Source organism: Streptomyces alfalfae, assembly GCF_004127445.1.
Taxonomy (GTDB): domain Bacteria; phylum Actinomycetota; class Actinomycetes; order Streptomycetales; family Streptomycetaceae; genus Streptomyces; species Streptomyces alfalfae.
This window is the reverse complement of sequence record NZ_QEXM01000025.1, coordinates 469,282-490,504: the sequence shown is the minus strand read 5'-3', so window position 1 is coordinate 490,504 and position 21,223 is coordinate 469,282. Positions and strand designations below refer to the sequence as shown.

The following is a 21,223-nucleotide window of genomic DNA, read 5'->3' as shown; positions in this document are numbered from 1 at the left end:
CGGCGCTGCGGCGGCCTGCGGCTTCGAGATCCGGGACCCGCGCCCCGGCGGCTCACCCGGCGGAGCCGGGCCTCACGCCTCGGCCGCCGCCTTCGCCGCGATGTCCGTACGGTGCTGCGAACCGTCGAGGCGGATGCGGGACAGCGCGGCGTACGCGCGCTCCCGGGCCTCGGTGAGGCCGCTGCCCGTCGCCGTCACGGACAGCACGCGGCCACCGGCGCTGACCACGGCGTCACCCTCGCGCCGGGTGCCGGCGTGCAGGACGTACGCGTCGGGGGCGTCCTGCGCCGCCACCTCGTCGAGCCCCTCGATGGGGTCGCCCTTGCGAGGCGTGCCGGGGTAGTTGTGCGAGGCGACGACCACGGTCACCGCGGCGTCGTCGCTCCAGCGCAGCGGGGGCAGGTCGGCGAGGTTGCCGGTGGCCGCGGCCATCAGGAGCCCGCCGAGCGGCGTCTTCAGCCGGGCGAGGACCACCTGGGTCTCGGGGTCGCCGAAACGGGCGTTGAACTCGATGACCCGTACGCCGCGGCTCGTGATCGCCAGGCCCGCGTACAGCAGCCCAGCGAATGGCGTGCCCCGGCGGCGCAGCTCGTCGACCGTCGGCTGGAGCACGGTCCGCATGACCTCGTCGACTAGCTTCGGGTCGGCCCACGGCAGCGGCGAGTACGCGCCCATCCCGCCCGTGTTGGGGCCCTCGTCGCCGTCGAGCGCGCGCTTGAAGTCCTGGGCGGGCTGGAGCGGGACGACCGTCTCGCCGTCGGTGACCGCGAAGAGGGAGACCTCGGGGCCGTCGAGGAACTCCTCGATGACCACGCGGTCGCAGGCGTTGGCGTGCGCGCGGGCCGCCTCGACGTCGTCCGTCACGACGACGCCCTTGCCGGCGGCGAGCCCGTCGTCCTTGACGACGTACGGCGCGCCGAAGGCGTCGAGGGCCTTGTCGACCTGCTCGGGCGTGGTGCAGACGTAGGACCGCGCCGTCGGCACGCTCGCGCCCGCCATCACGTCCTTGGCGAACGCCTTGGAACCCTCGAGCTCCGCGGCCTCCTTGGACGGGCCGAAGCAGGGGATGCCGGCGGCGCGCACGGCGTCGGCGACACCGGCGACGAGCGGGGCCTCCGGGCCCACGATCACCAGGCCCGCGCCGAGCCGCTCGGCGAGGGCGGTCACGGCGGTGCCGTCGAGGGCGTCGACCTGGTGGGTCTCGGCCACCTCTGCGATGCCGGCGTTGCCGGGGGCGCAGTGCAGCTCGGAGACGTCGGGGTCGAGGGACAGAGAGCGGCACAGGGCGTGTTCGCGGGCACCACTGCCGATGACGAGGACCTTCACGGTGGTCAGCCTAGCGGGTGGCTTCGTATGCCTCCCCGAGGTCCGGCTGCGGAGCCTTTCGTACGATCGTCCAGCCCTGGGCGGCCCGGCCGCTCCCCACGGCCCTGCCCGACCGGTGGCTCTTGGCCTTGACCGGCGCTCTGGAGTGGGCTCCCCCACCCTTCGTCCGCGGCCCGGCCCCCACCCGCCCCGTCGCTCCGCGACCGACCTCTTCCACCCCCCGCCCGTTTCTTCGGGTGCCTCGGGCGCGCAGGGGCCCGCCGTGCCCTGCACCCCGCGCCCTGCGGCCGCCTACGTGCCGCAGGGCTGGGGCGGGTCGCTCACGGGCCGCGAGGCTGGGGCGGTCGCTCACGGGCCCGCGGTCACACGTTGGGGTACTCGTCCACCACCGTCGCGCCCAGTTCCCGCATGATCAGGTCGTGGCCCGAGAGGGCCGAGTCGACCAGGTCGGGATCGTCGTCCGCGGGCATGTCGTCCTCGGGCGACACATGCTCCGGGGCCGGTGCGGGGGCCGAGCGGGGCGGGGCCGCCGGTTCCGGAGCAGGGGCGGGGGCCGGGGCCGGCGTGCGGGCCGGGGCGGACTGGGGGGCGGTCTGGGGGCGCGGGGCCGCGGGGGCGCCGCCGAAGCGGCCGCCAGGGCTGCCGCCACCGAAGCCGCCCGAGGCGCCGCCGCCACCGCCGCCGAAGTTCCCTGCGGCGGGCGGGGGCGCGGAGCCGCCCGAGGGGTCGACGATCGCCTCGACCTTCCACTGCACGCCGAACTGCTCCGACAGCGCCTGGCGCAGCACGTCCTCGCTGCCGCTGCTGGCGAAGTTGTCCCTCGCGCCCGCGTTGACGAAGCCGATCTGCAGGGTCGTGCCGTCGAAGCCCGCCACCTGGGCGTTCTGGCTGAGCAGGATCCAGGTGAAGCGGCGGCGGTTCTTCACCGCCTCCAGGATGTTCGGCCACAGGGTGCGGGGGTCGGGGCCGCCGCCCGCCGGGGCCTGGACGGCCATCGGGGCGGGCGCGGACGGCTGCGGTGCGGGTGTCTGCGGGGCGGGGGCCTGCGGGGCTCCGCCGGAGGGGGCAGCCGTGGGCCAGCCGCCGGGACGCTGGGGCGCGGCCGTCTCGGCGGGGGCGGCAGGAGCGACCGGGGCCGCGGGGCCGCTGCCCGGGGCGGAGGCCGTGGGCCAGCCGCCGGGGCGCCGCTCACCGGACGGGGCGGCGGGGGCGGGGGCGGCAGGAGTGGCGGCCGGTGGCGGGGTCGGGGCCGCGGGGGGCGCCGCCTGCGGAGCGGGGGCCTCCGGGGCGGCGTCGCCCTGCGGTGCGCCGGGCCCTCGTACGGCAGCGCGGGCGGCGGCGGGACCGCCTCCCGGCGGCACGGGCGGGCCCTGCGGAACCTGCGGAGGTCCGGCGGGAGGCATGGCCACGCCCGGCTGCCGCACGGCCGCGTGGGCCTCCGGACCGGGGGCGTACGCCATGGCGGGGCCGGGGCCCTGGCCCGCGGGGACGAAGTTCCCCCCGCGCTCCAGGCGGTCGAGGCGGGCCATCACGGAGCGCTCGTCGTCGTACGCCGCGGGAAGCAGCACGCGCGCGCAGATCAGCTCCAGCTGGAGGCGCGGCGAGGTGGCGCCGCGCATCTCGGTCAGGCCGTCGTTCACCAGGTCGGCGGCGCGGCTCAGCTCGGCTGCGCCGAAGACGCCGGCCTGCGCCTGCATCCGCTCCACCACGTCGCTCGGGGCGTCGATGAGCCCCTTCTCGGCGGCGTCGGGCACGGCGGCGAGGATGACGAGGTCGCGCAGCCGCTCCAGCAGGTCGGCGACGAAGCGCCGGGGGTCGTTGCCCCCCTCGATGACGCGGTCCACGACCTCGAAGGCCGCCGCCCCGTCACCGGAGGCGAAGGCCTCGACGACGGAGTCGAGCAGCGAACCGTCCGTGTAACCGAGCAGGGACGTCGCCATGGCATACGTCACACCGTCGTCGGCGGCGCTGGCGAGGAGCTGGTCCATGACGGACATGGAGTCACGCACGGAACCGGCTCCGGCCCGCACGACCAGCGGCAGCACACCCTCCTCGACGGGCATGTCCTCCCGGCCGCAGACCTCCGCCAGATAGTCGCGGAGGGTGCCGGGGGGCACGAGGCGGAAGGGGTAGTGGTGCGTGCGCGAGCGGATCGTGCCGATGACCTTCTCGGGCTCGGTCGTCGCGAAGATGAACTTGAGGTGCTCCGGCGGCTCCTCGACCACCTTCAGGAGGGCGTTGAAGCCCGCCGAGGTGACCATGTGGGCCTCGTCGATGATGTAGATCTTGTACCGACTCGACGCCGGGCCGAAGAAGGCCTTTTCCCGCAGGTCACGGGCGTCGTCCACGCCACCGTGCGACGCGGCGTCGATCTCGATGACGTCGATCGAGCCCGGGCCGTTCCTCGCCAGGTCGCGGCAGGACTGGCACTCGCCGCAGGGCGTGGGGGTGGGACCTTGCTCACAGTTCAGACAGCGGGCCAGGATGCGCGCGCTCGTCGTCTTGCCGCAGCCGCGGGGGCCACTGAACAGGTACGCATGATTGACCCGGTTGTTGCGCAGCGCCTGCTGCAGCGGGTCGGTTACATGCTCCTGCCCGATGACCTCGGCGAACGACTCCGGGCGATAACGGCGGTACAGCGCAAGGGACGACACACATACGAGGTTAATGGCGACCACTGACAACCCGGACCGCCCCAACGCAAAGCGCCCCCCACGCACCCGCCAGAGCCGACCTACCCTTGCTGCCTTCCGGCCCTGGGGGAGTTCAGTCAGATAGCGCCACGTGAGGGGCTGACGCCCACCCTAGCGGATCCCGGCACCGGGAAGCGACGCCGGGCCCCGCACCGCCGCCCCACACCGCCCTCACCCCGCCCCTCGCCCCGCCTGCAACCCCACTCCCGCCCGGCCCCGGATCGACTTCGCCCCGGCTGCACCCCGACTCCACCCCGACATCGAGGCGGCTCCGACCCCCTTCGCCCCGGCTCCGGGAGCCCCCGACGGGATCATGTTCGCGAGCACCCCTCAACGTCTTGTATTGTTTGCGGCGGAGGATTCGCCTAGTGGCCTAGGGCGCACGCTTGGAAAGCGTGTTGGGGGCAACCCCTCACGAGTTCGAATCTCGTATCCTCCGCACCCGCCCGCAAGGGCAGACGAAGGTCCCGACCGGTTCACCGGTCGGGACCTTCGTCGTTCCATCGCCTGTCGGGCAAGTGGCCCGGCAGGAGATCGAGAACCGGTGGTGGGACGCCGCCGACGAGCCGCGCGTGGCTTCCCGAGCCGGCCGGTCAGATCCTCGGCAGGCTTCAGCGGCACAGGGCGGCATCCACCGCGCGTTCGAGGCTCCTCCGGGGGGCCGCGCCGGTGAGCTGCGTGGTGACCGCGATGTTGGCGGCGCGTCCGTCGTCGGTGACACCGCCCCGCGTCTCGTAGCCGGGGAAACTGCCGCCGTGGCCCCAGGAGAGGCCGCCGCACCGCAGCGGCCTGCTGACGAGTCCCAGACCGTAGCGGGCGCCCGGGCCGAAGGTCGCTTCGGCCGGGACGGTGGCGCGCATCTGGGCGAGCTGGGTCGAGGGCAGGAGGCGGCCGGCGAGGAGCGCGGTGAAGAAGCGGTTGAGATCCGAGTTGGTGGAGATCAACTGGCCTGCCGCCCAGCCCCAGGACGGGTCGATCTCCGTGACGTCGCGCAGCGGCGTCTTTGCCGATTCCCGGTAGTAGCCGTGAGGGTGAGGCCCTTTGACGCTCGCGTCGCCGGGCGCGGGGAAGTAGGTGTGGCGCAGCCCGAGGCGCTTGATGACGCGCCGGTCGATCTCGTCGGCGAGTGGGTGAGCGGTGATCTTCTGGACGATCAGGCCGGCGAGCACGTAGTTGGTGTTGCTGTACTTCCAGCTCTTCCCAGGGGCGAATTCGGCCGGGTGCCGGAGCGCTGTGGCGAGCAGTTCACGGGGGGCGTAGTACCGTACGTCGTCCCCGAGATGGCTGCTGTACTCCGGAAGTCCGCTGGTGTGCTGGAGAAGGTGGCGGATCTTTATGTGGCGCCCGTCGATGCCCTCTCCGCGGACGAGGCCGGGCAGGTGGGTGTCGACCGAGTCCTCAAGGCTCACCCTCCGCTCCGCGACGAGCTGGAGAACGACGACCGCGACGAAGCTCTTGGTGTTGCTGCCGATCCGCACCTGTCCGTCGACGGGTACCGGTGCGCCGGTGGCGAGGTCACCGATCCCTGCGGTGTAGGTCAGGTCACGGCCCTCACGGCCCCTGACGCTCGCCAGCGCGCCGGGCGTCCCGCTGTCGCGCACCAGGGCGTTCAGGCTCCGCTGGACGGCGTCCGGCCTGGCGGCCGAGGCGGCGGGCAGGGCCAGGGCCCCCAGCGTCATCGCGCCGATCGTCGCCGCCACCACGGCGGACAGGACCGGTCGCCGTGTGCCGTGCCGCCGGCTCTTCGAGCGGGGCTCTCGCCGATTCTGTCCACGCATGGGTCGACTCCTGGGGATCATTGGATCGTCGTTCGGGCCGGCGGTTGCTCGACTCAGCCGCACAGGGCCCTGTCCACGGCGTCGTTCACGTGCTGTGTGGCCGCCTTGTCCTCCGGGATGCTGGTGACCGCGATGTTGGCGGCGCGGCCGTCGTCGGTGGCACCGCCCCGCGTCTCGTATCCCGCGATGTCACCGCCGTGGCCCCAGTAGACGCCGCCGCAGGACAGCGGCCTGCTGGTGAGCCCCAGCCCGTAGCGGAGGCCGGAGGTCCCGGCGGGGATCGTCGTGCGCATCTCGGCGAGCTGTTCCGCCGGGAGGAGGCGGCCGGCGAGGAGCGCGGTGAAGAAGCGGTTGAGATCGGAGTTGGTGGAGATCAGCTGGCCCGCGGCCCAGCCCGCGGAGGGGTCCATCTCCGTGAAGTCGCGCAGCGGTCCGTCCGCCGGGCTGCGGTGGTAGCCGTGCGGGTGCCGCTCGCGGATGGTCATCTCGCCCGGAGCGGGGAAGTACGTGTGGCGCAGCCCGAGGCGCTTGATGACGCGCCGGTCCATCTCCTCGGCGAGCGGGCGGCCGGTGACCTTCTGGACGATCAGGCCGGCCAGGACGTAGTTGGTGTTGCTGTACCCCCATGTCTTTCCCGGTTCCGCGTCGGCCTTGTGCTCCAGGGCGAGGTCGAGCAGTTCGCGGGGCTCGAAGTACCGGTTCCGGATCTCGGCGTCGTCGAGGTGGATGCCGTACTCCGGTAGTCCGCTGGTGTGCTGGAGGAGATGGCGGATCTTTATGTGGCGCCCGTCGAGGCCCTCTCCGCGGATGAGGCCCGGCAGGTAGGTGTCGACGAAGGCGTCGAGGTCGACCTTTCCCTCGGCGGCGAGCTGCAGCACCACGACCGCGGTGAACGACTTGGTGTTGCTGCCGATTCTCACCTCACCGTCCCTGGGCACCTTCGACCCGGTGGCCAGGTCGCCGACTCCGGCGGTGTAGGTGCGGTTACGGCCGTCGCGGTCCTTGACGCTCGCCAGTGCGGCGGGCATCGCGTCGTCGCGCACCAGTGTGTTCAGGGCCCGCTGCACGGCGTCCGGCCTGGCGGCGGAGGCGGAAGAGGCGGAGGCGGAGGACGGAGCGAGGGTGCCCGCTGTCATGACGCCGATGGCGACTGCGGCCGCGGCCGCCACGGCCCGTCGCCGTCGGCCGCCCTGTCGCCGGATCGAGAAGCGAAGGCCCTGCCGTGTCTGAGCACGCATGAGTCATCTCCCGGAAGATCGTGTGGTCGGGACACGAATCCTGGCTCGCGGGACCTTGCGACCACATCGCGGGAAGGCAGGAGAAATCGCTCCCCCGATCGGGGGAGGCCGCCGGTGAACCGCCCGGCGATACTGACGACCATGATCAGGGGATTTCGGCCGTTGCTGCGTGGCTCCACGTACTCAGGTGTGCTGTTCGCCTATTGCGGCGCCTTGGCGAGCCTTCCGCTGCTGCCTTTCGCCCTGCTGCCGGTGCTGTCGTGGCGATCCGCCCCCGAGAGCGCGCAGGTCGTCCTAGTCCTGCTGGTCTGGGCGGTGCTGGTCGGCGTGGTCGGACTGGCGCGCCCCGTACGGCGAGCACTGGTCGTGTCCGCCCGCCGGCTGCTGCGGGTGCCGCTGCCGAATCCGGTGGCCGGCCGCCGTGCCTCCGGTTCGCTCGGCCTCGACCGCTGGCGGACCCCGCTCTGGCTGGTCCTGCACGTGGCCGTCGGGTGGACGGGGGCGCTGGCGAGCGGAGTGCTGTTCGTCATGGGCCTCTCCCTGCCGTCGAACTGGCTCGGCGGCGAGGTGCGGGCGGGCCTTTTCGGCACGTCGGTCCGGCTTTCGGGCGGGTGGAGCTGGGTGGCGGCCGCGGTGTGCCTGCTCCTGGCGGTCGCCGTCTGCGTACTGGTGACGAAGGCTCTGCGGTGGTCGGCGCCACGGCTGCTGGGGCCGTCGGCGGCCGAACGGCTCGCGCTGGCCGCGGAGCGGGAACTGCTGCTGGCCGAACGCAACCGGATCGCCCACGAGTTGCACGACTCGATCGGGCACACGCTGACGGCGGCCACCATCCAGGCGGCGGTGGCCGGAGAGATGCTCTCCGCCGACCCCGCTGCGGCGCGGGCCGCCATGCGCAGCATCGAGGACTCGACGAGGGCGGCGCTGGAGGATTTGGACTACGCGCTCGGAGTACTGCGCGAGGAACAGTCGGGAGCGGCGCCGACCCGCACCCTCGCCGACCTTCCCGAGCTACTGGAACGCCTGCGGCACACGGGGGCGGTGGTGGAACCGGAGCTGTCGGGTGAACTGGCGCAGGTGCAGGGGACGCTCTCCCGGGCCGCGTACAGGATCCTCCAGGAGGGACTGACGAACGCGCTGCGTCACGGGGCGGGCGGCCCTGTCCAGGTCCGGGCGGCGGCGAGACCTGACGGCCTGGATCTCGTGGTGGTCAACCGGACCGGAGCACGGTCGGGGCCGGACCCGGGCCCTTTCTCGACGTCCGGCCACGGCCTGCCCGGACTGGCCGAGCGCGTCAGGCTGCTGAACGGTGAGTTCCGGTCCGGCCCGGACGGGACGGGGCACTGGCGGCTTGCTGTCCGGCTGCCGGTACGGGCGTCGGCGTGAGTGGACCCGGCGCAAACGGGGACGCGGCCCTCCCCGCAGAAGCCGACCCCGCCGCCACCCTCCTGATCGCGGACGACGACGAGGTGACCCGCAGCGGCCTCGGCATGCTGCTCGGCGCACAGCCGGGGATCACGGTGGTCGGCGAGGCCGCCGACGGCGTCGAGGCGGTCGACCGGGCGCGGAGCCTGCGGCCGAACGTGGTCCTCATGGACGTCAGGATGCCCCGTCTCAACGGGATCGACGCCACCCGCCGACTGCTGGCCGGAGCGGCCGACCCGCCGAAGGTAGTAGTGATCACCACCTTCGAGAACGACGGCTACGTCACCGCCGCCCTCAGCGCGGGCGCCAGCGGCTTCGTCCTCAAACGCCTCCCGGTCCGCCGGATCGCCGAGGCGGTTCGGGTGGTGGCGGCGGGCGAAGCGGTTCTCTTCCCGGCCGCACTGGGCCGCATGGTCGCCGCCCGCCCGATGGGCTCCGCAGAGGCTTTGCCGCAAGCCGCCCTGACCTGCCGGGAGGAGGAGGTCCTGCGCCTGATGGCGGTCGGGCTCTCCAATCCGGAGATCGCGGAATCCCTCACGGTGAGCGTGGAGACGATCAAGACCCACGTCGGAAACGTGCTGACCAAGCTCGGCGCGCAGAACAGGACCCACGCGGTGGTGATCGCCTACGAGTCCGGCCTGGTCGTCCCGCGCTTCGCCGAATGACCGGCTTTTGCCCCTACGGGCCGCGTGCCGAGGGGACCGCTCGCGAGTGCCCGGGGGCGCCGGTGATCTATTTTGTGCCGATGCAGCCTTCCCCGTCGTCGCCCATATCCGCCGGCGAAATCCGGCCCGGTCGGCACTGGTACGTGACTGCGGCCGTGATCGCCGGCGGGCTGATCATGCTGGGTGCGGCCATCGGCGTCCATCGGTTCAAGGACGCCATCAACGCGGTGGACGCGGACAACCAGTTCGCGAACGGCGACACCGTCACTGTGCGGCTCGATCCGGAGCACGAGAAGGCGATCTGGATGCGGGACGACGTGTTCGGGTCGTCGTCCGGTGAGGCGTGCGACATCACCGGGCCGGGCGATCCCCGGCTCACCGGTCCGGGGATCGATGTGTTCCTCACCCGCGACGAGACCTGGAACCCGCTCTACGACATCGACGTCTCACGGGCGGGCGAGTACAAAGTCACCTGCACACCCCAAGGACCCTCCCGGTACGCCATCGGGGATCCCGGCGGCCTCGTAGCGTTCGGAGGCTGGCTGATCGTGGCCATCCTTGTCCCGATGCTCGGTATCGGCGTCGGCACCGCCATCGCCCTCGTCACCGCCTTGCGCCGGAGAAGCCACCGCAAGCGGCTGCTCGCCGAGCGCCACGGCTCCGCCGACAGCACCCCCGCGCGGGCCGCCCCGACGGCCGGCGCGGACCTCGGCTGACAGTGGAGCGAGCCTGCGCCTGCCCCTGACGGACGTCGTCAGTGGTGGGCGTGGACGACCGCGTGGCCCTTGCCGCGTCCGATCATCCACTTGTTGACCGGGGTCGTGATCAGGAAGGCGACCGCGAAGCCGCCGAGGAGCGCCGACCAGAACAGGCCGTCCGACAGGTGTGCGTCCATCGCGCCCGGCGTCAGGGCGACAATGCCGTTGTCGACCAGTTCCATCACGGCGATCGAAACGGTGTCCGCGGCCAGGGCCACCTTGACGGCGCTCCTGAAGTCCAGGCCGGACCGGAGAACGGCGAACAGGGTGAAGGAGTAGCCGAAGAGGAACGCCAGGGTGACCGCCAGGGCCATGGTGGGCACGTTTCCCCACATCAGGGCGGTGCCGATGACCATGCCGAGGATCTCGCCGATGGCGCACCCGGTCAGGCAGTGCAGCGTCGCCTTCGCCGCCATCGCCCAGGACACGCCTTCCCGCGCGTGCCCGCCGTGACCTCCATGCCCGCCATGCCCGCCGCGACCTCCATGGTCGCCATGCCCGCCGTGGACTCCGCTCCCGTGGTGTGCGGCGTGGTCTCCCTGCCCGGTGCCCGTGTGATGTGCGCTGTGGTCCATGACCCGCTCATCCCCCATCCCGTGTTCCATGTTCCGTGGTCCGTGGTCCGTGGTCTGTGGTCCGTGTCTGTGGTCGTCCGTGGCCGTGGTCCGTCCGGTGTGGGCGCTCTCGCTGCTCACGACGGGAACCATATACCCCCATGGGGTATTCCCCGCGATAATTCGCCTTCCGGTCTCGTCAGCTGCCGTCGGGCGTGCTGGGGCACGCAGAGGGAGGGGAGGGCTCGGCGAGCCCTCCCCTCCCTCTGCCGTCGATCGGGGGTCAGTCCTTGCCGAGCAGGCCGTTCATCCTGGCGATCTCGGCGGTCTGTGACTTGATGATGGCGTCGGCCATCTTCTTGGCGCCAGGAAAGGCACCCTTGGCCTTCTCCGTCTTCGCCATCGTCACCGCGCCCTCGTGATGCTTGATCATCATCTTCATGAAGGCGGTGTCGAACGCCTTGCCGGACGCCTTCTTCAGCTCGTCCATCTCCTCGGGCGTCATCATTCCGCCCATGCCATGCGCCGAGTGGTCCATGGCGCCCTTCGCGGGCACCTCCTCGCCCCAGGACGTCAGCCACCCGGACAGGGTCTTGATCTCCGGGTCCTGAGCCTTCTTGATCTCCTCGGCGAGCTTCTTCACCTCGGTCGACCCGGCCCGGGAAGGAGCGAGGTCGGCCATCTCCACGGCCTGCCGGTGGTGCGGAATCATCCCCTTCGCGAAGGTGACATCGGCGGCGTTGTGCCCGCCCTTCTCCGCCGGTGCCGATGCGGCCGGCGACTTCGAGCCGTGGCCGTCGTGCCCGGGGGAGCTGTCGCCGTCCGAACCACCGCAGGCGGCCAGGACGAGCGCGGCCACTCCCGCGCTCGCGACGGCGGTGGTGGCACGGCGGAGGCGGGAACGGTTCCCGCTCGCGGTGATCTTGGTCAGAGCGGTCCTGCTCATGGTGGTGCTACTCCTTGCCACGCAGCCTCGCGGGGCATGCGTCAGTACGGATCGAGGGCGTTCCCGAGCACGCGCCCGTCACCGACCGGCCCGACGGCAGGACGGGAAGGGGCGACGCGCGGGCCGCTCTATATCCGTAGGAGTTGCAGTTCGGCCAGGTCGGGCGGTGCCCGCTCGCTCTCGGCCGACCCCGCCGCGGCAGCGGGCAGCACGGCCGCCGAAGGTGCGCCTCGCAGGGCCACGGCCGGCGTCGGAGGCTCGTAGGGCGTGCTGATTCCGGTCGCCGCGCAGGTCGCGTCCGCGTGGTCGATGTGACCCGCTCCGCCGTCGGTGTGCGCGCAGTCCCCGGCCGCCTGGTGCGCGGCCGCTCCGGCCATCGCCGCCCCGTGCCCCTCCGCAGCGCTGGTGTGCGCCGGCCGGGGGGCCGGCCCTGACCCCAGGCCGTGCATCGCCAGCACACCGGCCAGCACGGCGAGCACCAGCAGCAGGAGGCCGCGCCCGGCGGGGCGACGGCGCGACGGCTGCGCGGCGGAGGTCATGGGGCCCATCGTACGGTCGAGCCGGCCGCTCACCCCGCCCCCGCTCCCCTTGCCACTGCCCCCTCGCAACTCTTGCCCCTCACCCCTCACCCCTCACCCCTCACCCCTCACCCCTCACTCACTACGATCGCCGACCATGGACTGGGTCGAGCGCGCCGCGCAGTTGAGGCAGTGGACGAGAGGCGGGACGCGGGCTCCGCACAAGCCGTTGCTGCTCCTGTACGCGCTCAGCCGGTTCCAGCAGGGCGCCGACGACGAGCTGCGGTACAGCGCCGTGGAGGAGGACCTGCGAGGGCTGCTCGCCGAGTACGGCCCCGGCAACCGGACGACCCCCGCCTACCCCTTCCACCACCTGGTGACCGACGGTGTGTGGGAGGTACGCACCGAGCGCGGGCCGGGCAGCCCGGGACCCGGGGTCAGGGAGCTGCGCGCGACCGGCGCCGCCGGGCGGCTCGCGCCGGAGCTGCGGGCGGCGCTGCGGCGGGAGCCGTCCCTGCTCGGCCGGATGGCCCGGGTGCTGCTCGATCTGAACTTCCCGCCCTCCCTCCACGGCGAACTCTGCGAAGCCGTCGGCCTGGAGCCGGAGGAGGCCGAGACCGGACTCCTCTCGGTGGCGCGCAGACAGCGGGACCGGCGGATGCGGGAGATGGTCCTGACGGCGTACGAGTACCAGTGCGCCTTCTGCGGCTACGACGGCAGGATCGGCGCGGCGCCGGTCGGGCTGGAGGCCGCCCACGTGCGCTGGTGGGCGTTCGACGGACCGGACGTCGTCGAGAACGGGCTGTGCCTGTGCTCGCTGCACCACAAGCTGTTCGACAAAGGCGTGCTCGGCCTCGGCGAAAGCACGGCCGATGAGCCGGGCACGAGCTCAGGCTCAAGCTCGGGCACAGGATCAAGCACCCGCACGGACACGGACACGGGCCCGGGCTCAGGCACGGACCCACGCGCGGGATCAGGCACGGACCCACGCGCGGGATCAGGCACGAGCCACCGCATCCTCGTCTCGCAGAGCTTCGTCGGACGCAGCGCCGCCGCCCGCGAGCATGTCGTCGCGCTCGCCGGGCGTCCCCTCATAGGGCCCCAGCCCGGCGCCCGCCCCGTCGCGGCCGCCCACCGCGCCTGGCACACCCGCCAGGTCTTCCACGGCAGCCCGCGCCCCGCCGCCACGAACCAGGCCTAGGAACCCAGCGGCTTCGCCGCCGCCGACGTGGCCGTGGCCGTGGTCAGGAACCCCCGTATGTACCCCGCCACGGTGTCCAGATGGCTTTCGAGCAGGAAGTGGCCGCCCCCGGGGATCACGTGGATCTCCGCGTCCGGCAGATCCCTCGCGAAGGCGCGCGCGCCGTCCGGGCCGAAGATCTCGTCGCCCTCGCCCCAGACGGCGAGGAGGGGGACCCGGCTCTCCCGGAAGTAGGCGTGCAGCTCGGGGTAGAGCGGCCGGTTGCTGCGGTAGTCGCGGAACAGGGTGAGCTGTACGAGGTCCTGGCCGGGGCGGTTGACCTCGCGGTGGTCGGCGGCCCAGGTGTCGGGGTCGACCAGCTCGGGCCGCGCCACTCCGTGCAGGTACTGCCAGCGGATGGCGTCGAGCGAGAGGGCGGTGCGGGCGGCGGGCTCGGTCAGGGGGCCCGGGTTCTCGCCGTACGCCCAGACCGGCGCCCAGAAGTCCGGTACGAAGCCGTCCTCGTAGGCGTTGCCGCTCTGTGTGATCACCGCGGTGATCGCGTCCGGGGTGCGCAGGGCCAGCCGCCAGCCGATGGGGGCGCCGTAGTCCTGGACGTACACGGCGTAGCGGGCGATGCCGAGCTGGGCCAGGAGGGCTTCGGTGATGTCCGTCAGGGAGTCGAAGCTGTACGTGAACTCGTCCACGGGCGGGACGTCGGAGTTGCCGAAGCCGAGGTGGTCGGGGGCGATGACGTGGAACCGGTCGGCCAGCGCCGGGATGAGCTGGCGGAACATGCGCGAGCTGGACGGGAAGCCGTGCAGCAGGACGAGCGTGGGCGCGTCGGGGGCTCCCGCCTCGCGGTAGAAGACGCGGTGTCCCCGCACGGACGCGTACTGGTGGCGGACCTCAGCCATTACTAACCTCTTCGAGGCATCTTGGTGGTTACTGCCGGGCGACCAGTAGACCGCCGCTGGAGTAACCTGTCAAACGCCTTGATGAAGTTAGTGGAGGATGAGGTGAGGTCGATGCTCGACGACCAGGCCCTGATGCGGGCGCTGAACAGCACCCCCGTCGTGGACGGCCGGCCTCACGACCTGTGGCGTGACGACCACGAACTGGAGCGGTGGGCGCTGGAGCACGGCGGCATCGGCGGCGACGAGGAGCGCCGATGGCTGCGCACCGCCCGTGACGCGCTCCAGGCCGTCGAGACGGGCGCCTCGACGGAGTCCGGCCCGCACCGGCTGCGGCAGGTCCTCGCGGGCGTCCGCCGCGTCCCCGAACCCGGCCCGGCGGGCGTCGCGTGGCGCTTGGAGGTGCCGCCCGAGCGCAGGCTCGCCGTGGAACTCGTACTCGCCTGGGCGGACGTCAAGGAGCGCATGCCCGGCCGCCTGCGGCCCTGCGGGAACCCCGAGTGCCGCCTCTTCCTCCTGGACCGCAGCCGCGCCAACGCCGCGCGGTGGTGCTCGATGAAGACCTGCGGGAACCGGCTCAAGGCCCGCCGCCACCAGGCGCGGACACGAGAGAACCAGCGACCCGAGCAGGGCCGGCGACCCGAGCACGACGAGCGCCCCGAGCAGGACGAGCAGGACGAGTAGGACGGGGGACGGGCGGCAGGGGCCGGACGCGTAGGCCCCCCGGAGCGGGCGGCTCGGAGAGCCGTGAGCGCGGGGAGGGGATGGCCGCCGTCGGGCTCACGGTCCTGGCGGCGGCCATCGACGAGGACGGTGCGGCTCCCCTCCGGGCCGCCCTCGCATCTGACGTCCTCGTCGGTCCGTCCGGGACGAGCGGGAGCACGTCCCGGCCGTGCGCGGGCCGGAGGACGGGGCGCGGGTCGGTGCGGTGGGCCCGGGGTCAGGGGGCTCGGCGTGCGCGCGGACCCCCGCGGCGGGCGCGGGGCGCGGCAGCAGGCGGCCCGGGACAGGTGAACCCCGTTCACCCGGTGCCGCCTTCCCCCGCAGTACAGCTCAGTTCACCCGCCCGCGCCAGAGCGCGATTCGGCCGCGACGGGGCGGCTGTCCGGACGCCCACGCGTCACCTCCGGACATATCCCCCATGTCCCCGGCGAGTGCGGTACGGAACCAGGGGTACCCGGGTGCCACCTGTTCGCAGGACGAGGCGCTGCCAAGCGCCGGACGCAGCACTACCGGGAGCCGGAGAGCGCGGGACGAGGCGCCGCGGAGCGCCGGACAAAGCCCTGCCAGAGCCGGAAAGCGCGGGACGAGGCGCTGTTGAGCGCGGAATGGGAGCGCCATGACGGAGCGGTTCACGGCGGCGGACCTGGTTCTGTCCGCCGCGGCCGACGACGCCGAGGATCTGCCGCGGCGCCTGTGCGAGGCGCTGTGCGAGGGGTTGCCGGTCGACGGGGCCAGTCTGTCCTTCCTGACCGACACCCCCTACCGCCAGTTGCTGTGCGCCTCGAACACGCTGTCGCTCCGCCTGGAGGAGCTGCAGTTCCTCGCGGCCGAGGGGCCCTGCGTGACGGCCGTGACCAGCGGTGAGCCCGTACTGGTCAGCGACTTCAGGCGTCCGCTGCCGCGCTGGCCGCTGTTCGAGGCCGCGATGCAGAGCGAGCTGAGGCAGGTCGGAGCCGTGTACGCCTTTCCGCTCTCCTTCGACGACAAGGTGTTCGGCTCGGTGGAGCTCCTCCGGCACGAGCCGCTGGTCCTCGACGAGGGGACCGCCGAGCAGGCCGAGACGGCCGCGGACACCATCGCCAAGGTCATGCTGCCCGCCTTCTGGCAGTTGCTGGCCCACGGGGAGCTGCCCCTCTGGGAGCCCGCCGAGCAGATCGACACCCACTGGGGCACCACGCACCAGGCCACCGGCAAGCTCGCCGACCGCCTGCACATCACCCCGGAGGAGGCGCTCGCCCATCTGCGGGCCTCCGCCTTCGTGACCGGGCGCCCGCTGCCCGAGATCGCCCAAGAGGTCATCGACCCGCCCACCTAGGGCCTGTCGTTGGGATATGCCCGGCGTCGCGGGGCGGACCGCTGTACAACCCTCACGCCCCGTCGAAGGTCTCTTGATCGCCCAGCGCATCGCCCACGCGCGCGTGCGCGTCCACGGCCCCGCATGAAGCGGGCGGCGGGACGCACACGCGCGTGGGCACCCTTCGTAGCGGAACGCCCGCCTCCAGGGCTCCGCATGCCGCCGCAGGAGAGACCCCGCATGCCCCAGAAGTTCCGTATGGCCCTGGCCTGTGCCGCCACGGCCGCCCTGACCGGTTCCCTGCTCGCCGCGGGCTCCTCGCCGGCCGGCGCCGCGCCCGCGCCCGGTGAGGACCGGATACGCGCCGACTTCAACGGCGACGGCTACGGCGACCTCGCCATAGCGGCCCCGACCGCCAGGATCTCGGGGAAGTCCGGCGCCGGTTACGTCGCCGTCGTCTACGGCACCGCGCGCGGCCTCGACACCACCAAGCACACGCTGATCAGCCAGGCGACCTCCGGCATCCCGGGCACTCCCGAGAGCAGCGAGTACTTCGGTGACCGGCTGACCTCCGGCGACCTCGACGACGACGGCTACACCGACCTGGTCGTCGGCGTGCACGCCGAGCGCATCGGCAGCACCGACGACTCCGGCGCGCTCACCGTGATCTGGGGCGGCGCGAGCGGTCTCAAGAAGGCCACGGACATCACCTCGCCCCTGCCCGCCAACCGTCACGAACTGGGCTGGTCGGTGGCCACCGGGGACTTCGACGGCGACGGCAGGACCGACCTCGCCGCCGCCAACCTCGCCTCCCCCGAGCTGAACCTCTTCAAGGGCCCGATCTCGCGCACCGGGAAGGCCGTGAAGCGCACGGGCATCGACACCTACGGGGCGACCGGCATCAACACCGACCGGATCGTCGCCGGTGACGTGAACGGCGACGCCGCCACCGATCTGCTGATCATGGGCCAGGAGGAGCACGGCGAGGGCTACCGCACCCGCAGCGTCCTCTACACGGGCGGCACGACGCCGGAGCCCGCGGGCAAGGTCGCGGGCGGTTACGCCGCGACGATCGCCGACGTGGACAAGGACGGCTACGGGGACCTCGTCACCGGCAACTTCATGGAGAAGTCGACCGACGAGCCGAACGGCGGCAAGGGCGGCGCGGTCACCGTGACGTACGGCGCCGCGGCCGGTCTGAGCACCCGCACCCCGGTGCGCGTCACCCAGGCCACCTCGGGCGTGCCCGGCGCCGCCGAGAAGGGCGACGCCTTCGGCTGGAGCCTCTCCGCGGGCGACACCAACGGCGACGGGTACACCGACATCGCGGTCGGCGCGGAGTCCGAGACCGTCGGCTCCGCGGCCAAGGCGGGCTCCGTCGTCGTGCTGCGCGGCTCGGCGCGCGGTCTCACCGGCACCGGCGCCAAGGCCTTCTCGCAGAGCACCTCGGGCGTCCCCGGCACGGCCGAGCGGATGGACAACTTCGGCGGCGCCGTCCAGCTCACGGACGTGGACGGCAACGGCCGCGCCGAGCTGGTGGCCGGGGCCGCGCACGAGAACGACGGCGCCGGCGCCGTCTGGCTCTTCAAGTCCACCGCCTCGGGGATCACGGCGACGGGCTCGACGTCGTTCGGCGCCGGTGCGGTCGGCGGCCCCTCGGGCCTGTCCTACTTCGGCGACGTGCTGCAGGGCTGACCCGGCCGGCGAGGTCGGGCAGGGGGCCTGACACCACCCCCGGGACACCTGGTCGCCGTATGTCGCCGGGGGCGCGGATCGACGAGCGTGGGGCGTGCCGGAAAAGCACGTCCCCCGCTCCCCAACCGCGACGATCCGAGGCCTGCCATGAGCACCGAGACCCTGCCGCACACCACCCGCCCGTACGCCGGTCACCCGGACGCCGGGCCGTGCCCCGACGCCCCGCCGCGGAGGGCCGCCGCCTTCGGTGGTGAGGCGTCCGCCGGGTTCTGGCGGGCGCCGTTCGCCGCCGGCACGTTCCGGGAGATCGGCCACGTGCTGGTCTCGCTGCCCGTGGCGATCGCCGGGTTCGTGTTCGCCGTCACCGGGTTCGCGCTGGGGGCGGGGCTGCTCGTCACCGTGCTCGGGCTGCCCGTGCTCGCCGTGCTCCTCGCGGGGGCGCGGGGGCTCGGGGCCGCCGAGCGCGGCCGGGCGCGCAGGGCGCTCGGTCTTGCCGTCAAGGGACCCGCCGCGCTCGACCTGCCGCGGGGCCGCGGCCGGTGGGCCTGGACACGGGCGCGCCTCGCGGACACGGCGGGGTGGAAGGCGCTGCTGTTCCAGGCCGTGATGTTCCCCTGGCGGGTGGTCAGCTTCGTCCTGACGGTGACGGTCTTCGCGACCGGCTGGGCGCTCGCGCTCTTCCCCACGTACTCCTGGGTCTTCCACCGCTACGTCGGCTGGCCCGGCTACCGCGTCTACGACTTCACGTCCGGCGGTGAGCGGCACCAGTACCACATCACCTCGCCCGCCCAGATCGCGGCCGTGGCGCTCATCGGCGCCGTCGTCGTCCTCCTCACCCCGAAGCTGGTGCGCGGCCTCACGAACGTCGACCGCTCGGCGGTGCGCTCGCTGCTGGGCCGGGGCGCGGGCGGCTGAGCGTCCGGGCCGCCGGCTCGCGCCGCCCCTCGCCGCCACGGCTCAGCCCCACCCCGGCGAGCACCACCGCCATGCCGACGACGACCCGCGGCCCGATGTCCTCGCCCAGGACGAGCGCGCCGAGCGCGACGGAGACGACCGGCAGCAGATAGCCGACGGTGGCGGCGGCGGTGGGCCCCTCGTCGGCGATCAGCCGGGAGTTGAGGTGGAAGGTGACGCCCGTGCCCAGCGTGCCGAGGACGCCGACCGCGACGATCCCGGTCGGCGTCGGCGAGAAACCGCCCCCGGGGGCGGCGGGCAGGGCGAGTGTGGTGAGCCCCGTCGCGGTCAGGAGCTGCGCGGCGGAGAGCGCGAGCGGCGCGGAGTCGCGGGCGACGAGGTGGCGGGCCATGTAGGCGAAGGCGACGGCGTAGCTGACGGCGGCGGCGAGCAGGGCCAGCGCGCCCCGGCTCGCGAGCCCCGTCTGCTGCCAGGGCGCGAAGATCAGCAGCGTTCCCGCGAAGCCGAGGAGCAGTCCGGCGAGGCGGAGCGGTCCCAGGCGGCGTTCGGTGCGCAGCATCAGGCCGATGGCCAGGGACCACAGGGGCGTCGTCGCGTTCAGGACGCCCGCCACGCCCGAGTCGACGGTCTGCTCGCCGAGGCCGAAGAGGAAGAACGGCAGGGCGTTGCAGAGGAGGGCGGCCACGACGAGATGGCCCCAGACCCCGCGGTCCCGCGGCATGCGCTGCCCGGCCGAGCGGGCGAGGACGAGCAGCACGGCGGCGCCGAGCGCACACCGAATGATCGTGAGGTGCAGCGGGGCGAAGCCGCCGTCGAGGGCGAGCTTGATCCAGAGGAAGCCGGAGCCCCAGAGCAGGGCGAGGACGGCGATGCGGACGAGAGGGGCGCGGGGGCCGCTGAACATGGCTCGCCTCCGTCGGGAGCGGCGGGTGTGGGGTCCCTGGAAACGGTCCTCCGCCCCGACCCGTAAGACAAGCGAAAAGAAATGCACTCAGAATTAAGGTCTGCTACATCTGCGTCGGTCACGCCGCCGCCCCGTCCGCCCGCGCTCCCGTCGCCATACTGGTCGCATGCTCGACATGCGGCGCATGCAGATCCTGCGGGCGGTGGTCGCCAGTGGCTCGGTCACCGCGGCGGCCCGCAACCTCGGCTACACCCCCTCCGCCGTCAGCCAGCAGATGGCGGCCCTGGAGAAGGAGGCGGGCATCGCCCTCCTCGAACGGACGGGACGCGGGGTGCGCCCCACGGAGGCGGGCCGGACGCTGACCGAGTACGCGACGGCCATCGGCCGCCACGCCGCCGAGGCGGAGACGGCCCTGGCCGAGCTGCGGGCGGGGCGCACGGGCCGCGTCTCGATGCGGTACTTCGCCACCGCGGGCGCGCCCCTGGTCGCCCCGGCGCTCGCCGCGCTGCGGCGCGCCCAGCCCGGCGTACAGGTGGAGCTGAAGCTGTTCGAACCCGCCGACCCGGTGCCGGAGGTCGCGGCGCGGCGCGCCGACCTGGCGCTGGTGGTCAGGGGCCGGGACGCGGCGGCGGTGGACGGCGTCCGCTTCGTGCACCTTCTGGAGGACCACTACCGCGCGGTGCTCCCGGCCGGCCACCGCCTCGCCGCGCGCCCCGTGCTCGACCTCGCCGAGCTGGCCGAGGAGCCCTGGGTCGCGGGCGAGACGCCGGGCCCGTGCCTCGACCCGGTGCTCGACGCCTGCGCGGCGGCCGGCTTCACCCCCGACTTCGTGGTGGAGAGCGGCGACTACGCCACGGCACAGGGCCTGGTCGCCGCCGGTCTCGGCGTCACCCTGATCCCCGAACTCGGCCTCGCGGGCGGCCACCGCCCCGACGTGGTCGTACGGGAGGTCACCGGCCCGCGGCCGGTCAGGTCGATCCACGCGGCGATCCGCGGCGGCACGCCGGTGCGGCCCGCCCTACGAGGCCTCCTGGACGCCCTGCGGACGGCGACCGCCCAGGCGCTGGGCGAGGCCCCGCCGGCTCCCGGGGCCGAGCACCCGGAGGCCCCGCCCCGTGACGTCAGTCCGCCGGAGGCGCCGCGTAGCAGCGCAGGGTGACCCGCTGGCCCGGCTGCCATTCCTGCTCGACGACGTCGAGGAGCTGCCAGCCGAGGCGTTCGTAGAGCGCGGCGGCCGAGGCGTCGGAGGAGACGACGTCCAGGACCGGATGCAGCTCGCGCGCCCGCGCCTCCCTGGTCGCCCGCCCCATCAGGAGCGCCCCGATCCCGTGGCCGCGCGCGTCCGGCGCGACGAAGAGACGGCCCACCACGGCCGTCGTCCGCACATCCACGCCCGCACGCGCGCTCCACAGGCCGGGCGCCACGTCCCCCACCGCATGAGGGGCCAGCGACACGTGCCCCACGATCCGCCCGTCGAACTCGGCCGCCCAGGCTCCGAACGAGGCGGTCCCGGTGAGCCACGCGCCGGGGTCGGCGGGCCAGTTGACGGGGTATCCATCGGCCTTGTGCACCTGGGCGAGCACGTCGACGCACGCCTCCACGTCCCGCTCACCGCCCAGCTCCCGCACGCACAGGACAGGGTGGCCATCGGCCGCGTCGGCGGCACGGTCTCGTCTCATCGGAGCATCGAAGCACAGGCC

The 21,223-nt window shown here is 73.3% G+C and carries 19 protein-coding genes, 1 tRNA gene and 1 other RNA gene; 10 read left to right on the top strand and 11 right to left on the bottom strand.

All coding sequences use genetic code 11. From position 1 onward, the window contains the following. Positions 1 to 72 precede the first annotated feature (72 nt). From purD to ffs, 3 genes are all read right to left on the bottom strand, one after another. Positions 73 to 1,326, bottom strand: a complete 1,254-nt coding sequence (purD, locus tag DCW30_RS11775) for a phosphoribosylamine--glycine ligase (RefSeq protein ID WP_076685425.1) — start codon at positions 1,324 to 1,326, stop codon at positions 73 to 75. 362 nt (positions 1,327 to 1,688) lie between these two features. Continuing rightward, complete coding sequence (locus tag DCW30_RS11770; protein WP_076685424.1) at positions 1,689 to 3,980, bottom strand: DNA polymerase III subunit gamma and tau; 2,292 nt, start codon at positions 3,978 to 3,980, stop codon at positions 1,689 to 1,691. 44 nt (positions 3,981 to 4,024) lie between these two features. After that, positions 4,025 to 4,123, bottom strand: an RNA gene (gene ffs / locus DCW30_RS11765) — signal recognition particle sRNA small type. 250 nt (positions 4,124 to 4,373) lie between these two features. Between ffs and DCW30_RS11760 the strand changes: the two genes are divergently transcribed. Then, positions 4,374 to 4,458 (top strand) — tRNA-Ser (locus tag DCW30_RS11760). A 172-nt stretch (positions 4,459 to 4,630) separates the two neighbouring features. Here the strand turns inward: DCW30_RS11760 and DCW30_RS11755 are convergent. Beyond that, complete coding sequence (locus tag DCW30_RS11755) at positions 4,631 to 5,797, bottom strand: serine hydrolase domain-containing protein (protein WP_076685423.1); 1,167 nt, start codon at positions 5,795 to 5,797, stop codon at positions 4,631 to 4,633. Positions 5,798 to 5,850: 53 nt separating this feature from the next. Then, entirely contained in the window at positions 5,851 to 7,035 is a 1,185-nt protein-coding gene (locus DCW30_RS11750) for a serine hydrolase domain-containing protein (RefSeq protein WP_076685422.1), read from the bottom strand. Positions 7,036 to 7,176: 141 nt separating this feature from the next. Here DCW30_RS11750 and DCW30_RS11745 point away from each other — a divergent pair, with 141 nt between their 5' ends. The 3 genes from DCW30_RS11745 to DCW30_RS11735 all read left to right on the top strand — a co-directional run bounded on the left by DCW30_RS11745 (position 7,177) and on the right by DCW30_RS11735 (position 9,838). Beyond that, on the top strand, positions 7,177 to 8,418 hold the full coding sequence (locus DCW30_RS11745; protein ID WP_076689110.1) for a sensor histidine kinase: 1,242 nt from the start codon (positions 7,177 to 7,179) through the stop codon (positions 8,416 to 8,418). Then, on the top strand, positions 8,415 to 9,122 hold the full coding sequence (locus DCW30_RS11740) for a response regulator transcription factor (protein ID WP_076685421.1): 708 nt from the start codon (positions 8,415 to 8,417) through the stop codon (positions 9,120 to 9,122). The genes DCW30_RS11745 and DCW30_RS11740 overlap by 4 nt, the downstream gene beginning before the upstream one ends. Before the next feature lie 143 nt (positions 9,123 to 9,265). Next, on the top strand, positions 9,266 to 9,838 hold the full coding sequence (locus DCW30_RS11735) for a hypothetical protein (RefSeq protein WP_123985610.1): 573 nt from the start codon (positions 9,266 to 9,268) through the stop codon (positions 9,836 to 9,838). A gap of 38 nt (positions 9,839 to 9,876) precedes the next feature. Here DCW30_RS11735 and DCW30_RS11730 read toward each other — a convergent pair whose 3' ends face one another. From DCW30_RS11730 to DCW30_RS11720, 3 genes are all read right to left on the bottom strand, one after another. Then, complete coding sequence (locus DCW30_RS11730; RefSeq protein WP_076689109.1) at positions 9,877 to 10,455, bottom strand: DUF4396 domain-containing protein; 579 nt, start codon at positions 10,453 to 10,455, stop codon at positions 9,877 to 9,879. Between the two features lie 262 nt (positions 10,456 to 10,717). Continuing rightward, positions 10,718 to 11,380 carry a DUF305 domain-containing protein gene (locus DCW30_RS11725; protein WP_076685419.1) on the bottom strand — a complete coding sequence of 221 codons (663 nt, stop codon included), beginning with the start codon at positions 11,378 to 11,380 and terminating at the stop codon, positions 10,718 to 10,720. A gap of 128 nt (positions 11,381 to 11,508) precedes the next feature. Next, entirely contained in the window at positions 11,509 to 11,919 is a 411-nt protein-coding gene (locus DCW30_RS11720; RefSeq protein ID WP_076689107.1) for a DUF6153 family protein, read from the bottom strand. Between the two features lie 136 nt (positions 11,920 to 12,055). On the opposite strand from DCW30_RS11720, the gene DCW30_RS11715 reads away from it, so the two are divergent. Further along, positions 12,056 to 13,099, top strand: coding sequence for a phosphorothioated DNA-binding restriction endonuclease (locus DCW30_RS11715; protein WP_237283410.1), 1,044 nt, complete (start codon positions 12,056 to 12,058; stop codon positions 13,097 to 13,099). Here DCW30_RS11715 and DCW30_RS11705 read toward each other — a convergent pair. Continuing rightward, positions 13,096 to 13,995, bottom strand: a complete 900-nt coding sequence (locus DCW30_RS11705; protein WP_076685418.1) for an alpha/beta fold hydrolase — start codon at positions 13,993 to 13,995, stop codon at positions 13,096 to 13,098. The genes DCW30_RS11715 and DCW30_RS11705 overlap by 4 nt on opposite strands. A gap of 111 nt (positions 13,996 to 14,106) precedes the next feature. Here DCW30_RS11705 and DCW30_RS11700 point away from each other — a divergent pair, with 111 nt between their 5' ends. From DCW30_RS11700 to DCW30_RS11685, 4 genes are all read left to right on the top strand, one after another. Next, positions 14,107 to 14,676 carry a CGNR zinc finger domain-containing protein gene (locus DCW30_RS11700; protein ID WP_076685417.1) on the top strand — a complete coding sequence of 190 codons (570 nt, stop codon included), beginning with the start codon at positions 14,107 to 14,109 and terminating at the stop codon, positions 14,674 to 14,676. A 655-nt stretch (positions 14,677 to 15,331) separates the two neighbouring features. After that, positions 15,332 to 16,030 (top strand): GAF and ANTAR domain-containing protein, encoded by a 699-nt coding sequence (locus DCW30_RS11695; RefSeq protein WP_076685416.1) that lies wholly within the window; start codon positions 15,332 to 15,334, stop codon positions 16,028 to 16,030. 219 nt (positions 16,031 to 16,249) lie between these two features. After that, complete coding sequence (locus DCW30_RS11690) at positions 16,250 to 17,704, top strand: FG-GAP-like repeat-containing protein (RefSeq protein WP_076685415.1); 1,455 nt, start codon at positions 16,250 to 16,252, stop codon at positions 17,702 to 17,704. A gap of 147 nt (positions 17,705 to 17,851) precedes the next feature. Next, positions 17,852 to 18,619: a sensor domain-containing protein gene (locus DCW30_RS11685; RefSeq protein ID WP_076685414.1), complete on the top strand. Its 768-nt coding sequence runs from the start codon at positions 17,852 to 17,854 to the stop codon at positions 18,617 to 18,619. On the opposite strand, the gene DCW30_RS11680 is transcribed toward DCW30_RS11685, so the two are convergent. After that, positions 18,561 to 19,523: a DMT family transporter gene (locus DCW30_RS11680; protein WP_076685413.1), complete on the bottom strand. Its 963-nt coding sequence runs from the start codon at positions 19,521 to 19,523 to the stop codon at positions 18,561 to 18,563. The genes DCW30_RS11685 and DCW30_RS11680 overlap by 59 nt on opposite strands. 166 nt (positions 19,524 to 19,689) lie before the next feature. Here DCW30_RS11680 and DCW30_RS11675 point away from each other — a divergent pair, with 166 nt between their 5' ends. Then, entirely contained in the window at positions 19,690 to 20,682 is a 993-nt protein-coding gene (locus DCW30_RS11675; protein WP_079250060.1) for a LysR family transcriptional regulator, read from the top strand. On the opposite strand, the gene DCW30_RS11670 is transcribed toward DCW30_RS11675, so the two are convergent. After that, positions 20,645 to 21,202: a GNAT family N-acetyltransferase gene (locus tag DCW30_RS11670; RefSeq protein WP_103557456.1), complete on the bottom strand. Its 558-nt coding sequence runs from the start codon at positions 21,200 to 21,202 to the stop codon at positions 20,645 to 20,647. The two genes, DCW30_RS11675 and DCW30_RS11670, sit on opposite strands and share 38 nt — an antisense overlap. Positions 21,203 to 21,223: the final 21 nt, after the last annotated feature.

Excerpts from the sequence above, each read along its gene's own strand:
- DCW30_RS11685 (WP_076685414.1), top strand. The coding sequence starts at position 17,852 with ATGAGCACCGAGACCCTGCCGCACACCACCCGCCCGTACGCCGGTCAC.
- DCW30_RS11680 (WP_076685413.1), bottom strand. The coding sequence starts at position 19,523 with ATGTTCAGCGGCCCCCGCGCCCCTCTCGTCCGCATCGCCGTCCTCGCC.
- DCW30_RS11720 (WP_076689107.1), bottom strand. The coding sequence starts at position 11,919 with ATGACCTCCGCCGCGCAGCCGTCGCGCCGTCGCCCCGCCGGGCGCGGC.
- DCW30_RS11725 (WP_076685419.1), bottom strand. The coding sequence starts at position 11,380 with ATGAGCAGGACCGCTCTGACCAAGATCACCGCGAGCGGGAACCGTTCC.
- DCW30_RS11745 (WP_076689110.1), top strand. The coding sequence starts at position 7,177 with ATGATCAGGGGATTTCGGCCGTTGCTGCGTGGCTCCACGTACTCAGGT.
- DCW30_RS11675 (WP_079250060.1), top strand. The coding sequence starts at position 19,690 with ATGCTCGACATGCGGCGCATGCAGATCCTGCGGGCGGTGGTCGCCAGT.
- DCW30_RS11670 (WP_103557456.1), bottom strand. The coding sequence starts at position 21,202 with ATGAGACGAGACCGTGCCGCCGACGCGGCCGATGGCCACCCTGTCCTG.
- DCW30_RS11690 (WP_076685415.1), top strand. The coding sequence starts at position 16,250 with ATGCCCCAGAAGTTCCGTATGGCCCTGGCCTGTGCCGCCACGGCCGCC.
- DCW30_RS11730 (WP_076689109.1), bottom strand. The coding sequence starts at position 10,455 with ATGGACCACAGCGCACATCACACGGGCACCGGGCAGGGAGACCACGCC.
- DCW30_RS11750 (WP_076685422.1), bottom strand. The coding sequence starts at position 7,035 with ATGCGTGCTCAGACACGGCAGGGCCTTCGCTTCTCGATCCGGCGACAG.
- DCW30_RS11695 (WP_076685416.1), top strand. The coding sequence starts at position 15,332 with ATGACGGAGCGGTTCACGGCGGCGGACCTGGTTCTGTCCGCCGCGGCC.
- DCW30_RS11705 (WP_076685418.1), bottom strand. The coding sequence starts at position 13,995 with ATGGCTGAGGTCCGCCACCAGTACGCGTCCGTGCGGGGACACCGCGTC.
- DCW30_RS11715 (WP_237283410.1), top strand. The coding sequence starts at position 12,056 with ATGGACTGGGTCGAGCGCGCCGCGCAGTTGAGGCAGTGGACGAGAGGC.
- DCW30_RS11755 (WP_076685423.1), bottom strand. The coding sequence starts at position 5,797 with ATGCGTGGACAGAATCGGCGAGAGCCCCGCTCGAAGAGCCGGCGGCAC.
- DCW30_RS11700 (WP_076685417.1), top strand. The coding sequence starts at position 14,107 with ATGCTCGACGACCAGGCCCTGATGCGGGCGCTGAACAGCACCCCCGTC.